At 75.5% G+C, this 14173-nt stretch carries 10 protein-coding genes; 4 read left to right on the plus strand and 6 right to left on the minus strand.

Going from position 1 to position 14173, the window contains the following annotated elements:
* Positions 1-40: 40 nt before the first annotated feature.
* Both IEV86_RS06005 and IEV86_RS06010 read left to right on the plus strand, forming a co-directional pair.
* Entirely contained in the window at positions 41-721 is a 681-nt protein-coding gene (locus tag IEV86_RS06005) for an ABC transporter ATP-binding protein (protein WP_043604924.1), read from the plus strand.
* On the plus strand, positions 718-2259 hold the full coding sequence (locus IEV86_RS06010) for a DUF6297 family protein (RefSeq protein ID WP_188484591.1): 1542 nt from the start codon (positions 718-720) through the stop codon (positions 2257-2259). The genes IEV86_RS06005 and IEV86_RS06010 overlap by 4 nt, the downstream gene beginning before the upstream one ends.
* A gap of 3 nt (positions 2260-2262) precedes the next feature.
* On the opposite strand, the gene IEV86_RS06015 is transcribed toward IEV86_RS06010, so the two are convergent.
* The 3 genes from IEV86_RS06015 to secD form a co-directional block, all read right to left on the minus strand.
* Positions 2263-2460: a hypervirulence associated TUDOR domain-containing protein gene (locus IEV86_RS06015; RefSeq protein WP_043605117.1), complete on the minus strand. Its 198-nt coding sequence runs from the start codon at positions 2458-2460 to the stop codon at positions 2263-2265.
* 62 nt (positions 2461-2522) lie between these two features.
* Positions 2523-3461, minus strand: a complete 939-nt coding sequence (locus IEV86_RS06020) for a pentapeptide repeat-containing protein (protein ID WP_052426095.1) — start codon at positions 3459-3461, stop codon at positions 2523-2525.
* Between the two features lie 124 nt (positions 3462-3585).
* On the minus strand, positions 3586-5958 hold the full coding sequence (secD, locus tag IEV86_RS06025; RefSeq protein ID WP_043605115.1) for a protein translocase subunit SecD: 2373 nt from the start codon (positions 5956-5958) through the stop codon (positions 3586-3588).
* 320 nt (positions 5959-6278) lie between these two features.
* On the opposite strand from secD, the gene IEV86_RS06030 reads away from it, so the two are divergent.
* Positions 6279-7697, plus strand: a complete 1419-nt coding sequence (locus tag IEV86_RS06030) for an MDR family MFS transporter (protein ID WP_081978645.1) — start codon at positions 6279-6281, stop codon at positions 7695-7697.
* 149 nt (positions 7698-7846) lie between these two features.
* Here the strand turns inward: IEV86_RS06030 and IEV86_RS18175 are convergent, their stop codons facing one another.
* Entirely contained in the window at positions 7847-10609 is a 2763-nt protein-coding gene (locus tag IEV86_RS18175) for a S8 family serine peptidase (protein ID WP_272913602.1), read from the minus strand.
* 279 nt (positions 10610-10888) lie between these two features.
* Between IEV86_RS18175 and IEV86_RS06040 the strand changes: the two genes are divergently transcribed.
* Positions 10889-11032 (plus strand): Rv0909 family putative TA system antitoxin, encoded by a 144-nt coding sequence (locus tag IEV86_RS06040; protein WP_152605609.1) that lies wholly within the window; start codon positions 10889-10891, stop codon positions 11030-11032.
* A 101-nt stretch (positions 11033-11133) separates the two neighbouring features.
* On the opposite strand, the gene IEV86_RS06045 is transcribed toward IEV86_RS06040, so the two are convergent.
* Both IEV86_RS06045 and IEV86_RS06050 read right to left on the minus strand, forming a co-directional pair.
* Positions 11134-12780 carry an ABC-F family ATP-binding cassette domain-containing protein gene (locus IEV86_RS06045; protein WP_043605110.1) on the minus strand — a complete coding sequence of 549 codons (1647 nt, stop codon included), beginning with the start codon at positions 12778-12780 and terminating at the stop codon, positions 11134-11136.
* A 91-nt stretch (positions 12781-12871) separates the two neighbouring features.
* Positions 12872-14077 carry a GNAT family N-acetyltransferase gene (locus IEV86_RS06050; protein ID WP_043605107.1) on the minus strand — a complete coding sequence of 402 codons (1206 nt, stop codon included), beginning with the start codon at positions 14075-14077 and terminating at the stop codon, positions 12872-12874.
* Between the last annotated feature and the right edge of the window lie 96 nt (positions 14078-14173).

Genomic DNA, 14173 nt, shown 5'->3' on the forward strand with positions numbered 1-14173 from the left:
GGCCTCCCCGGGCGGACGGCCGCGACCTAGGCTCGACCGGGTGACCGCACCCCTGCTGACCGCGTCCGCGCTCACGGTCGGGTACGGCGAGGGGGCGGTCTGCGCACCGGTGTCCTTCGCCGTCGGCCCCGGCGACGTGCTCGCGCTCGTCGGCCCGAACGGCTCGGGCAAGTCCACGGTGCTGCGGTCCGTCCTCGGCCTGCTCGAGCCGCTCGCCGGCTCGGTCGAGCTCGACGGCCGACCGGTCGACGAGCGCCGCGCCGAGCACCGGGCGGCCGTCGCGGCGGTGCTCGACGACGACGCGTGGTTCCCCGCGCTCACGACGCGCGAGCACCTCCTGCTCACGGCGTCGGGACACGGCGTGCACGAGCCGGGCGCGGTGGTCGACGACGCGCTGGACACCTTCGGGCTCGACCGGCACGGCGACGCCGTGCCCACCGCGCTCTCCTCGGGCCAGCGCCGGCGGCTGCTCCTCGCCGCGGCGTTCGTGCGCCCCCGCCGCCTCCTCGTGCTCGACGAGCCCGAGCAGCGGCTCGACGCGTCGCTGCGGCGTCGCCTCGCGGACCTGCTGCGGGCCGAGGCCGACACGGGTCGCGCCGTCCTGCTCGCGACGCACGACCCGGTGCTCCTCGAGGCGCTCGACGCACCCGCCCTCGGCCTCGGCGACGAGGACTGCCCGACCCTCACGCCCGCCCAGGCGGTCGCGTTCATGGGCCGATGACGCGCCGCGCACCCGCTGCCGCGGCGACGACGGTCGCCGCACCGAGCGCCGCGAGCGTGCGGCGGTGGACGCGCCGCGTGCAGGGCGCCCGGTCGGGCCGTGGCGTCGGCGCCGTCGTGCTCGACGTCTGGTACGCGGTCGTCTCCGCGGCGTCGGTCGCGGCCCTCGCGCTGGGGACGGCGTCGGTGCTGGGCCTCGGCTTCTCAGGCGGCAGGGGTGGCCCAGGCGGCACGGACGGCACGACGCCGCTCGCCGACGGTCCCGGCCCGATGCTCCTGCTCCTCGCGCTCGTCGGTGCCCTGCTGTCTCTCGCGGCGCGACTCGGGCCGGTCGGCGTCGGCGGCGCCGGCCGGGCGTGGTGGCTCCCGCTGCCGGTCGACCGCCGCGCCCTCCTGCGTCCGGAGGTGCTGCGCGGGCCGGCGGTCGGTGCTGCGGTCGGCGTGGCGACCGGCCCGCTCCTGCCGGTGCTGCTCGGGGCGGAGCTCGACGGGTCCCGTCTGCTCCGATGGGCGGCCGTGGGGGCGGTGGCCGGTGCGGCGGCCGTCGCCGTCGCCACCGCGGTGGAGGTGCGGGCCCCTCGCGTGGCGCGGCTCGCCGTCGTCGGCGACGCGATGCTGCTCGCCGGCGCCCTCGGGCTCGCCGCGTGCCTCGTCGTCGACGTGCCGCCCGTCCCCGAGCCCGCCTGGTGGGGCACGGCTCTCCTGGCGGCCGCGGCGGTGGGCCTCACGGCGGTCTCGGAGCGAGGGGCCGGCGCCCTGCCCGGCGACGTCCTCCGCGCCCGCGGGGCCGCCGGGGACCGCGCGGTCGTCGCCGTCCTGTCGCTCGACGCGCGCGAGCTGGGTCGCGCTCTCGCGTCCGCGCCGGCCCGCACCCGCCGTCCGTCGCGACGGCTGCGTCCGGGTGGGCCCGTCCGCGCGCTCGTGCTCGCGGACGCCCTGCTCGTCGTCCGGTCGTCGCGGCTGATGGTCCAGGCGGCCGCGGCGACCGTGCTCGGGCTCGCCGTGGTCGCGGGCGGTCTCGCGGCGCTGCTCACGCATGCCGGCCTGCTCGTCACCGGCCTCGTCGCCGCGGGGACGGCGGGTGCGGGTGCCCGGCACGCGGCCCTCGTGCCGGCCCTGGACCGTGCGCTGCCGGTCGGGCAGGTGCGCGTCCGCCTCGCGCACGGGGTCCTGCCCGTCGTGGCCGGGCTCGCCTGGGGCGTCGTCGTCCTGGTGGGCGGCGCCGCGACCACCGGGACCGACCCGCTGCCCTGGCTCGCCGTCGCCCCGGCGTGGGCGCTCGCGCTCGCCGCGGCGACCGTCCGTGGCGCCTACCGGCCGCCGCCGCGCTTCAGCGAGCTCATGGTCGTGACGCCGATGGGTGGCGTCCCGACGACGGCGGGCACCACGCACGGCCCCGACGTGGCGCTCCTCGCGACCCTGCCGACCGCGGTGGCGCTCCTCGCCGGGACCTGGACCGCACCCCTGGTCGTCGCGCAGTGGGTGCTCACGGTCGGCGCGGCGCTCCTCGCGGTCCGCGTCCACCCGCGCAGCGCGTGACGCTCACGCCTCGTCGAGGCTCGACTCCTTGTGGGCGGCCCGGGCGCCGGTCTTCTCCGACTCGACGATCCAGTAGGGCTCGTCCGACGACGCGTCGAACGTCTGCCCCTCGAACTGGAACCGCTCGGTGCGGCGCTCGACCGTGTGACCGTGCGTCGTGCCCTGCGACGTGTTCCAGGTGACCTTCTGACCCTTGCGCATGGGCAGGACGCCAGGCGCGGTGGGGACGGCCCGCGCGGTGCGGACGGCCGGGCCGGTGGCGGTCAGCGGCGTCGCGGCGCGGGGAGCGGGACGGGCCCGGCGGCCCCCCAGGACCCGGGCCGCGGGACCCGTGACGGCAACGTCGTGCGTGCGTCGCCGCGCGCGGCGGCCACCTGCATCGTCGTCACGTAGAGGGCGCCCGCGAGGTCGGCGCCGCGCACGTCGGCACCCCGGAGGTCGGCCCCGAGGAGGTCGGCCTCGTCGAGCCGCGCGTCGCGCAGGTCGGCACCCAGGAGGTACGCGCCGCACAGGTCGACACCCCGCAGGTCGGCGCCCCGCAGCGGCGCGCCGATCAGGTCGGCGGAGGAGTAGTCCCGGGCCGCCCTCCGGCTCCCGCGCGGCGCGCGCGACCGGACCGCCGCCACCGACCGCACGACGGCACTGACCCGTCGCAGCACGGGTCCGACGGTCGAGCGGTGGGCCGCGACGTCGAGCGCACGCAACGCGTCGGGCGGCGCGGACGTGAGGGCGACGGTCCGCGCCGTGGCGTCCGACACCTCGGCCACCAGCGAGGACGGCGCCCGGCGCGCGGCCTCGTCGAGGTGCCAGAGCATCTCGTGCAGCTGACGCACGACGGCGAACACGGCGAACATCTCGTCCGCGAGCTCGGGGTGGCTGCGCCAGTCGCGCCCGCCGTACAGGTCCTGGACGACGTGCTGGCCGGCACCGGCGCAGTCGAACACCGTGCACCCGACCCAGCCGGTCTCGCGCAGCCGGTCGTGGACGCCGCACCGGAAGTCGTCCCGGAGGTTCGTGCACGGGACGCCCGCCGGCTTGTCGACCGCGAAGTCCGCGGACCGAGCGAACGGGAGCGCGACGCAGCACAGCCCCGCGCACCGCGAGCAGTCCGCGACGAGGTGCGGGGGCGCACCGGCCCCCGTGCCGGGTCCCGTGCCGGCCCCCGTGCCGTGCCCCGTGCTCGAACTCGGGCTCGCGCTCACCCGCGCATGCTCCCACCGCACCCTGGGCCGGTCGCCGACAGGGCTCGTCGTCGCCGGGCCGACCCGTGGGTGGATCCGCCCGCGGAGCGCGCGGGCCGATCCACCCGATCGCCCGGGCCCCGCGTCAGACGACGGCGCCGTCGTCGCGGCGCTCGGCGTTACGACCCGCGAACGGCTCGACCTCGTCGGGCTTGGGGCGCGACGGGAAGCGCTGCTGCAGCCACGCGGTGAGCGGCACCGCGACGGTCACGGTCGACAGCGTCCCGACGACGATGCCGAGGACGAGCGCGAGCGCGAAGTCGCCGAGCGAGTCGCCACCGAAGATCAGGAGCGCGACGAGCACGAACAGCGTGCTCGCACCCGTGTTCACGGTGCGCGGGATCGTCTGCAGGATCGCCGTCGCCGCGAGCCGCCCGAACGGCTCCTCACGCCGTGCGCGCCACGTCTCGCGCACGCGGTCGAAGACGACGACCGAGTCGTTGACCGAGTAGCCGATGATCGTCAGCAGCGCCGCGAGGAACACGCCGTCGAGCGGCTTCCCGAGCCACGCGAACACCCCGAGCACGACGACGACGTTGGTCGCGAGGGCCGCCACGGCGCCGCTCGAGAACGTCCAGTGGAACCGGATCGCGAGGTAGGCGAGCTGGGCCGCGAGCGCGACGCCGAGCGCGATGAGCGCGTTGCGGCGCAGCTCGTCGCCGAGGCTCGGCCCGATGAGCTCGTCGCTGACGACCGTCGCGTCGCCCGCGACCTCGGCGATGGCGGACCGGATGCGCTCCTGCTCCGCGTCGTCGATCGGCACGACGCGGACGGACACGTCACCCTCGCCGGCCTCCTGGACCACGGCCGACGGGAAGCCCGCGGCGACGACGGCCTCGCGTGCGGTGTCGGCGTCGACCCGCTCCGCCGTCTCGTACTGGATGCTGCGGCCGCCCGTGAACTCGACGCCCAGCTCGAGCCCGCGCGCCACGACGCCCGCACCCGTGACGACGAGCACCGCGAATGAGACGGCGAGCCACTTGAGCGGCCGGTCCATGAACCCGGGGTCCATCGCCGAGAGGCGGTCCCGGAGCCTGCCGAGGTGCGCGATCCCCGTGATGCGGGGCCGGTCCTCGACGGCGCGCATGCTCGCGACGGCCTCGGCGAGGACGCGCGTGATGACGAGGGCCGAGAAGAACGACGCGAGGACACCGATGGTCAGCGTGACGCCGAAGCCGCGCACGGGTCCGCTCGCGAGGAAGAACAGCAGGCCCGCGGAGATGAGGGTCGTGACGTTGGAGTCGGCGATCGCCGGCAGGGCCTTGCGGAAGCCCTCGATGACGGAGGTGCGCAGGCTGCGGCCCCGTACGGCGCGCTCCTCCCGGGCGCGTTCGTAGACGAGCACGTTCGCGTCGACGGCCATGCCGACCGAGAGCACGAAGCCCGCGAGGCCCGGGAGCGTGATGGTCGCGCCGAGCCCGAGCAGTGCGGCGTAGGTGATGAGCGCGTAGCAGGCGAGCGCGACGATCGCGAGGAGCCCCATGAGGCGGTACGCGACGACGATGAACACCGCCGTGATCGCGACGCCGAGGAGGATCGAGCGGACGCTCGCGTCGATCGCGGCGGCGCCGAGGCTCGGGCCGACGGTCCGCTGCTCGATGACCTCGACCGGGAGCGGGAGCGCGCCGCCCTCGATGACGGCCGCGAGCTCGAGCGCCTCCTCCTGCGTGAAGTTCCCGGTGATGCGCGTCGTGCTGCCCGTGATGCCGGCGCCGCACGCGATGTCGCTGCCCATCTCGGGCGAGGTGACGGCCTCGCCGTCCAGCACGACGGCGACGCGACGCCCCGGCTCGCCGAACGGCTGGCACGCGGCCTCGGCGGTGAGCTCGCGCCACGCGGACTGGCCCTCCGAGCGGAAGTCGAGCGTCACGTGCCAGCCGAGCCCGCTCTGGGTGTCGAGCACGGCGTCGGCACCCGAGACGGCCTCGCCCGTGAGCGCGGCGGGGGCGAGGGTCAGCGTCGCGCCCGACTCGTCGGTGACGGTGATCTCCTCGTCGGTCGGCTGCGGCTCCTCACCGGCCTCCTCGCCGCCGGCCTCTCCCTCGCCCTCGCCCTCGTCGGTCGGCGCCTCGGGCGGGCCGACGGCGGTCACCGCGTGGAAGCTCAGCTGCGCCGTGCGACCGATGACGGCCACGGCCTCGGCCGGGTCCTGCAGGCCCGGGAGCTCGACGACGATGCGCCGCTCACCCGAGCGCACCACGGTGGGCTCGGCGACGCCGAGCGCGTCGATGCGCCGCCGGAGCACCTCCAGCGCGCGGTCGGTCGACTCGGCGTCCGCCTCGATGGTCGACGTCGACTGCGTCTCCAGCACGATCTGGGTGCCGCCGCGCAGGTCGAGGCCGAGCGTCGGGCTCTGCGTCACGACGGCCGCGACGGCCCCCGCGAGGACGGCGAGGGAGAGGATCGCGCGGACGAGGAGCGGTCGTCGCGACGCCGTCGTCGAGGCAGGGGTGCTCATGAGTCCCTGAGGCTACCGGCCGGTCGCCGCCGTCCCGTCCTCCGGCGGCTCTCCGGCTGGGTCGCGGCGCCCGATGAGTCCGGGCGCCCGGCCCGGTCCACACACCAGGTGGCGCACCGGGACCCGACGACCACCCGTCGGCGGTCGGGAAGCAGGCGCCGGAGAAAACCGTTTCGTCCGTGTCGGACGCCTGCGCGACACTCGTGGGGCGTCGACGCGGACGCTCCCCTGAGCCCGTCCCTGGAGGACCCGTGACCGACGCACCACCCGCTCTCGCCACGACGGCCGACGCCGCCCCGGCGTCCGCCGAGCGCACCACGATGACGCCGCGCGACCGGCTCGCCGTCGGGCTGCTCCTGCTGTCCACCTTCGTCGTCATCCTCAACGAGACGACGATGGGCGTCGCGCTGCCGCACCTCATGGCGGACCTGCGGATCGACGCCACGACCGGGCAGTGGGTCACCACGGCGTTCATGCTCACGATGGCCGTGGTCATCCCCGTGACCGGCTTCGTCATGCAGCGCATCTCGACGCGCGCGACGTTCCTCACCGCGATGGGGCTGTTCTCGGTCGGCACGCTCGTGTGCGCGGTCGCGCCGACCTTCCCGCTGCTGCTCACGGGCCGCGTCGTCCAGGCCGGCGGGACGGCGATCATGCTGCCGCTGCTCATGACGACCGTCATGACGGTCACGCCCGAGCGCGGCCGCGGGCGCGTCATGGGCAACATCTCCGTCGTGATCTCGGTCGCGCCGGCGCTCGGCCCGACCATCTCGGGCCTCGTGCTCAGCGTGTGGCCGTGGCGCACGCTCTTCGTCCTCATGCTCCCGATCGCCCTCACCGCGCTCGTGGTCGGGGCGCTGCGGCTGCCGAACCTCACCGAGCCGCGCGCGGCGCGCGTCGACGTCGCGTCCGTCGTGGTGTCGGCGGTCGGTTTCGGCGGGCTCGTCTACGGGCTGAGCCGGCTCGGCGAGTCGGCGGAGGGCGCGGGGGCGCTGCAGGCGTGGGGGCCGCTCGTCGTCGGGCTCGCGGCGCTGTCGTTCTTCGTGGCGCGCCAGCTGCGCCTGCAGACGACGGACTCGGCGCTGCTCGACCTGCGCACGTTCGGCTCGCGCACCTTCACGCTCGCGGTCGCGCTCATGACCGTCAGCATGATGGCGCTGTTCGGCACGATCATCCTGCTGCCCATCTACACCCAGACGGTCCTCGGGCTGTCCCCCGTGCAGACCGGGCTGCTCCTGCTGCCCGGCGGGCTGCTCATGGGCCTCGCGGCGCCGTGGGTCGGGCGTGCGTACGACCGGCTGGGCCCGCGCGTCCTCGTCGTCCCGGGGACGGTGCTCGTGAGCGCGTCCGCGTGGGGGTTCGCGACGCTGTCGGCGTCGAGCGCGTCGTGGGTCGTGCTCGCGGGGCACGTCGTCCTGAGCCTCGGCCTCGCGCTCATCTTCACGCCGCTGTTCACGTCGGCCCTCGGCTCGCTCCCGCCGCACCTGTACTCGCACGGCAGCGCGGTGGTCGGCACCGTGCAGCAGGTGGCGGGGGCCGCCGGGACGGCGCTGTTCATCACCGTGATGGCGGCGCAGGTCGCGAGCGTCACCGACGACGGCGGGTCGCGCGTCGAGGCCGCCGCGGGCGGCGTGCACGCGGCGTTCCTCGTGGGTGCGGTCATCACGCTCCTCGCGGTGCCGGTCGCGGCGATGCTCCGCGCCCCGAGCACGCAGGGCGCACCGGTCGCACCGCACTGACCGCCGCCGGCCTCCGCGGCCGCCCGCCCCGACGGCGCGCGCCTCGCCCGCGAGCAGCGGCACGCACGACGAAGGCCCGGACCCCTCGCGGGGTCCGGGCCTTCGCGCGCACCGTCCGGCTCAGCCGGCCGCCGCACCCGCCGAGCGGCTCACGACCGCGGCGTCTTCCGGTCGATCGTGAACGCGGGGCTGGTCCACGTCTCGCGGTGCTCCGGGTCGCTCGCGTCGCCGAGCGCGTTCACCGCGGTCACCTGGAGCATGTAGCGACCACCCGGCAGGGGCACCTTGTGCTTGCCCTTGCCGACCGCGATGGTCCCGTCCCACGTGCGGACGCTGATGCCGCCCGAGTCGCGACCCACGAACTCCTCCTCGTACGCGACCGACCGGCCGAGCGGGATCGCGCCGAGACGTCCCGGGAGGACGAGCAGGACGCGCATCGTGATCGACTCCGCCGGGTGCTCCATGTGGAACACCACGGACGGGACGTCGCCGTCGCGCATCGTGAAGACGTGGCCCGGGTCGACCAGGTCCCACGCCCCGCCCGAGACGCAGTCCGTCCCGATGAGCCGGTCGCAGGCCGTGAGCTCGGCCAGCGCCGGCAGCTCGAGGCCGTTGAACGTCCCGAACAGCTCGAGGTCCTGGTAGTCGCCCGCGAAGCCCGCGAACGGCACCGAGAGGGCCTCGCCCTCCTCGGGCGTCAGGACCACGAAGCCGCCGTACTGCGCGAGCTCGGCCTCGAGCTCGGCGTCGGGCGCGATCGACACCGTGAGGTCCGCCGAGCCGCCGGCCGGGACCGTGACGGTCTCCGGCATCTCGACCGTCGTCCCGCCCAGGAGGAACGTCGGCACGTCGGGGTTGCCCGACGTCGCGATGGTGTCGACCACGGACGTCGCGTACGTGACGTCGGCGTCGCCGTCGTTCGTCACCGTGAGCGTCGCCTCGACCGGGCCGTGCTCGCTCTCGCCGAGCGAGAGCTTGCCCGGCGTGACCGCGGTCGTCGCGAGGATCGCGGCGTCGATGTCGAGCATTCCCGCGCCCTGGCGGTGGACCGGCTCGACGTAGCCGTTGCCCGCGGCGAGCGACCAGTCGGACGGGTCCGCGTGGTTCTGCAGGATGCTGCGGACCTCGTGCGCCTCGGTGTCGGGGCGCGCCTCGAGCAGCAGAGCCACGGCGCCGGCGACGTGCGGTGCGGCCATCGACGTCCCGGAGAGGGTCGCGTAGCCGCCCTTCTCGAGCGGGTACGTCGCGAAGATGTTGCCGCCCGGCGCGCCGAGGTCGGGCTTGAGCGACAGGTCCGCGGCCATGCCGTAGGAGCTGAAGCTCGAGATGAGGCCACCGGTCGGGTTGACCGCGCGGCCGACCTCGTCGGTCCACGTGAGCGTCGCGCCGTCCGCCGTCGCGGCGGTGAGCTCGGCGCCGTGGGTCGCGGAGACCGCGATCACCGGGATGGTGATGGGCTCGGCGCCCGCGACCGTCGGGCTGAACAGGCCTGGCACGTTGTTGTAGAGCACGACCGCCGCGGCGCCCGCCTGCTGGGCGCGCAGCGCCTTGGCGTAGAACGTCGCGTCGCACGTGACGCCGGGCGTGACCGCGGCACCGCGCTCGACGAGGACGGCCTTGCCGTCCGCGACGGCGGGGTCGATCGGCTCGCACGCGCGTGCGGCGTCGGTGCCGGGTGCGCCGAGCGCGACGAGGTCGAGCGACCCCGTCGTCGGCGGCTCGGGCGCGCCCGTCGCGGGCAGGAACGGGTAGTCCTGGCCGTCGACCTGGACGACCTGCGCCGTGACGTGCGTGTTGTCGTACGACGCGACGCCGATGACGTCCTCGCCGACGCCCGGGGCGCCCGCGGACCACGTCCCGGACGCGCCGCTGTTGCCGATCGAGGCGACCATGACGACACCCGCGTCGACGAGGTTGTCGCTCGCGACGGCGGTCGGGTAGCCGGGCCACGTCTGGAACGCGGCGCCGATGCTCTGGTTGACGACGTCCATGCCGTCCGCGAGCGCGCGCTCCATCGCGGCGATCATGATGTCGCTCTCGGTCGAGCCGTCGCAGCCGAAGACGCGGTAGGCACCGAGGGTGACGCCCGGGGCGACGCCGCGGACCCCGCCCGCGGCGATGTCGCCGTCGGCGCCGACGATGCCCGCGACGTGCGTGCCGTGACCCTGGCAGTCGTCGGGGTTCTCGTCGGGCTGGGGAACCGGCTGGTAGGCGTCCGACGTCGGGTCCGCGTTGTAGGTGTCGCCGACGAAGTCGTAGCCCGCGACCACGCGGGCCGACGGGAACGCCGTCCCGTCGTCGGTGCCGCCGCCGCCCAGGTCGGGGTGGTCGATGTCGACGCCCGTGTCGATGATGCCGACCTTGACGCCCTCGCCCGTGAGGCCGAGCTCGCTCTGCGCGACGTCGGCACCCGACATCGCGAGCGCCGTCGCGAGGTCCGGCGAGGCCGACGACGGCGCGGGCGCGTCGATCGCCAGCACCGGGTAGACGGCCTGGACCGACGGCAGCGAGCGGACCGCCTCGACGTCCTCGTCCGCGATCTCGGCCGAGACGCCGCTCCACAGCGTCGAGAAGGTGCGGCGCACCTCGACCTCGACGCCCTCGCCCGCGGCCTCGGCAGCGAAGTCCCGCTCGGCGCGGAGCACCGCGGCGCGGCTGCCGCCCTGCGCGGTGGGCTCGGGGGCGAGCTCGACGAACCAGGCGCCCGTGGGCGACGTCGCGAACTCGCTCGTGAGCTCACCCGACTCGGCGGGGCTCGGGACGCCGTAGTCGGCGGCGGTGCCGAGCACGCGGTCGCCGTCGGCCGCTGCGGCCGGGACCGTCGCCGCGACGACGAGGCTCAGCGCCGCGATCCCGGTGCATGCCCGACGGCGCGCCGTTGCGCCGCCGGAGAGGTCCTTCATGGGTGTCATGTGGTTCCCCTTGTGAGTGTCCGGACGCGCCAGGTGTGACCGCGCCCACACGAACCTTAAGGGGCGTTGTGTTGCGCCCCTGTGACACGAGTGATCGCCGGCGCGCGCCACCGGTCACATCCCATGACCGGTGGCGCGGGGCCTCGAGGCGCGTGCCGGCGACGACGAGGGGCGGCCCGTGACAGGACGAACCACTGCGCTAGCGACCTTGGCGCGGACGTGCGCACACTGGCCGTGGGCAGGATCTCCTGTCCGGATCCGAGCAGCCGAGGAGGACGCATGGGTTTGGACGACATGAAGGAGAAGGCGAGCGACGCCGGTATCGAGAAGGCCGGGGACACCGCCGAGGGCAGGCTGGGCGACCAGCACGCCGACACGATCGACAAGGCGGAGGACCAGGCCGACCGCAGGATCGGCCAGTAGCAGCCGCTGCCGCCGCGCCACCCTGGTGGGGGCGCGGCGGCGTGCTGTCCGGGGTCCGCGCTGCGCGGGCACCGCGCCCGACGTCGCCCGGGCGGCCGGACCTACTCGGGCCGGACCTCGGTGACCTGGCCGTCCTCGACGTGGAGGCGGCGCGTCAGCCGCACCGTCTCGAGCATCCGCCGGTCGTGCGTGACGAGCAGGATCGTCCCGTCGAAGCTGTCGAGAGCCTGCTCGAGCTGCTCGATCGCGGGCAGGTCGAGGTGGTTGGTCGGCTCGTCGAGGACCAGCAGGTTGATGCCGCGGGCCTGGAGCAGCGCGAGCGCCGCGCGCGTCCGCTCGCCCGGTGACAGCGAGCCGGCGGGACGGCCGACGTGGTGCGTCCCGAGCCCGAACTTCGCCAGGAGCGTGCGGACGTCGGCGGTGGGCCAGTCCGGCACCTCGCGCGCGAAGGCGTCGACCAGCGGCGCATCGCCCTCGAACGCCTCGCGCGCCTGGTCGACCTCGCCGACCAGCACGCCCGGGCCGAGGTCGACCGCGCCGTCCGACGGTGCCAGGCGGCCGAGCAGCAGCGCGAGGAGCGTCGACTTCCCCGCCCCGTTGGGTCCCGTGACGGCGACGCGGTCGCGCCAGTCGACCTGCAGGTCCACGGGTCCGAGCACGAAGTCGCCGCGCCGCGCGGTGGCCCCGCGCGCGACGGCGACGACGCTGCCCGAGCGCGGTGCCGCCGCGATGCTCATCTGGAGCTGCCACTCCTTGCGCGGCTCGTCGACGACGTCGAGGCGGTTGATGAGCCGCTCGGTCTGCCGCGCCTTGGCGGCCTGCTTCTCGGACGTCTCGCCGCGGAAGTGCTTGACGTTCTTGTCGTTGTCGGTGGCCTTGCGTCGGGCGTTGCGGACGCCCTTCTCCATCCACGCGCGCTGCATGCGTGCGCGCGCCTGGAGAGCGTCGCGGCGGGACGCGTAGTCCTCGTAGGCCTCGCGCGCACGACGCCGCGCGATCGACCGCTCCTCGAGGTAGGCGTCGTAGGAGCCGCCGTAGACGAGGACCCGCTGCAGGCTCCGGTCGATCTCCACGACCGTGTTGACCGTCCGGCTGAGGAACTCGCGGTCGTGGCTGACGACGACGAGCGGCGCCTCGGTGCGGTGCACGAAGTCCTCGAGGAGGTCGAGGCCGTCGGCGTCGAGGTCGTTGGTGGGCTCGTCGAGCAGGTAGACGTCGTAGCGCGACAGGAGCAGCGCCGCGAGCCCGACGCGGGCGGCCTGCCCGCCCGACAGCGCCGTCATCGGCAGGTCGAGGTCGACCCCGAGCCCGATGTCCGCCGCGACCGTGTCCATGCGCGTGTCGAGGTCCGCCCCGCCGAGCGCGAGCCACCGCTCGAGCGCCTCGGCGTACGCGTCGTCGGCGCCGTCGGTGCCCGCCGCGAGGAGGTCCGCCGCGGCGTCCATCGCGGCCTGCGCGCCGGTCACACCCGTGCGGCGCTCGAGGTGCGCGCGGACCGACTCGCCGTCAAGGCGCTCGACCTCCTGCGCGAGGTAGCCGAGCTGCGCGTGCGGGGGCGAGACGCTCACCGCACCCGCGTCGGGTGCGCGCTCCCCCGCGAGCATCCGCAGGAGCGTCGACTTCCCCGCCCCGTTGGGGCCCACGAGGCCGATGACGTCACCGGGCGCGACGACGAGGTCGACGCCCGAGAAGAGCTCGCGGTCACCGTGCCCGGCCCCGACGCCCTTGGCCTGCACGGTCGCTGTCATGCCGCCATCGTCCCAGGTGCTCCTGCGAGGACGCGCACCCTTTTCCGCCCCCGGAAGGTGGCGCCGACCCGCCGAGCAGCGGGCTCTGCCCTCACCACGGCAGGTAGTACGTGAGCAGGTCAGCCGTCATCGGCGGGAAGAGGGTCTCGAAGAGGGTGGCCTGCGACCCGGCGTAGACGTCGGGGCGACGCCGGGCCAGGCCCGCCATGCCGAGCGGTCCGAGGAGCAGCGCCCCGAGCTGGTCGGGCGCGACGCCCGCACCGCCGACGACGCCGGGCGCCTGCATGGCCCCGCCGACCTCGACCGGCCCGAGCCGGCCGTCGGCGACCGGCATCCGGTAGTGGCGTCCGAACGTCGAGACGACGACGGCGTCCAGGTCCGTGCCGACGCGTGCGAGCCGGGCGTCGAGGACGGGCCGGAGGGCGTCGAGGACGCGCTCGGGGCGCTCGACCCGCACGTAGTACTGCTCGGCCAGGTCCGACGGCGCCGCGAGCCGGCCCTCCCACCGGTCTCCGGTGACGGTCCCGGCCCGGTGGACGACGTGGAGCGTGCTGCCCGCGTGCTCGGCCACGAGGCCGGCGAGGAGCAGGTCGGCGGCGGCGGCGTCGGTCGAGGCCGCCTCGGCGAGCAGCACGTCGTCGTCGGGCTCGCCCGTGCGGGCCGTCGCGACGGGCGCGCCGTCACGCTCGAGGACCCACGTGGTGCTCGTGTCGTGCTCGAGGTGCCACCGTCGGCGCGGCGGCGAGTGCGGCATCGCGACGTCGAACCCGCCCTGCGCGTGGTCCTGGAGCGCCGCGAGCGCGGGCAGGTCCGCGCGCGTCGCGCGACGGAGCACGCCGGGGACCGGGTCGGGGGTCGACGTGAGCGCCCGCGCGCGCGGGATGTCGATCGCGTACTCGTACCCGAAGAGCCGGTAGAAGTACGGGATCCCGATCATGACCTGGAGCAGGTGGCCGCGGTCGGTGGACAGGTCGTGCGCCCACGCCATCAGGGCGCGCACGAGGCCGCGCCCCTCGTACCCCACGGCGGTCGCGACGAGCTCGACCTGCCCCGCTGCGAGCACGACGTCGCCCACGCGGACCTCCTCGTCGAGGAGCGTCGCGGTGGACACCACGCGGTCGCCGTCGACGACCACGGCGCACGTCTCCCACCCGGCGTCCGGGTCCTCGACGACGAGCCGGTGGTCGACGTCGTCACCGGCCTCGCCCCGCGCGACGAGGAGCGCACCGATCTGGTCGAGGTCCGCGGGACGTGCGGTGCGCAGCCCGAGCCCGCCCGGGAGCGTCGTCGTCGTCATGCCTCGCACCCTGCCGCCGTGCGGAGCGGGCGTCCACGTGTTTGCGGGTGCACGTCCGACGGGTTCCGTCCGCCGCCGCACGCACCGCCGTGCGTC

The sequence above is a fragment of the Cellulomonas carbonis genome, from assembly GCF_014636275.1.
In the GTDB taxonomy this organism is placed as follows: domain Bacteria; phylum Actinomycetota; class Actinomycetes; order Actinomycetales; family Cellulomonadaceae; genus Actinotalea; species Actinotalea carbonis.

Excerpts from the sequence above, each read along its gene's own strand:
- IEV86_RS06010 (WP_188484591.1), top strand. The coding sequence starts at position 718 with ATGACGCGCCGCGCACCCGCTGCCGCGGCGACGACGGTCGCCGCACCG.
- IEV86_RS06015 (WP_043605117.1), bottom strand. The coding sequence starts at position 2,460 with ATGCGCAAGGGTCAGAAGGTCACCTGGAACACGTCGCAGGGCACGACG.
- secD (WP_043605115.1), bottom strand. The coding sequence starts at position 5,958 with ATGAGCACCCCTGCCTCGACGACGGCGTCGCGACGACCGCTCCTCGTC.
- IEV86_RS06030 (WP_081978645.1), top strand. The coding sequence starts at position 6,279 with ATGACGCCGCGCGACCGGCTCGCCGTCGGGCTGCTCCTGCTGTCCACC.
- IEV86_RS18175 (WP_272913602.1), bottom strand. The coding sequence starts at position 10,609 with ATGACACCCATGAAGGACCTCTCCGGCGGCGCAACGGCGCGCCGTCGG.
- IEV86_RS06040 (WP_152605609.1), top strand. The coding sequence starts at position 10,889 with ATGGGTTTGGACGACATGAAGGAGAAGGCGAGCGACGCCGGTATCGAG.
- IEV86_RS06045 (WP_043605110.1), bottom strand. The coding sequence starts at position 12,780 with ATGACAGCGACCGTGCAGGCCAAGGGCGTCGGGGCCGGGCACGGTGAC.
- IEV86_RS06050 (WP_043605107.1), bottom strand. The coding sequence starts at position 14,077 with ATGACGACGACGACGCTCCCGGGCGGGCTCGGGCTGCGCACCGCACGT.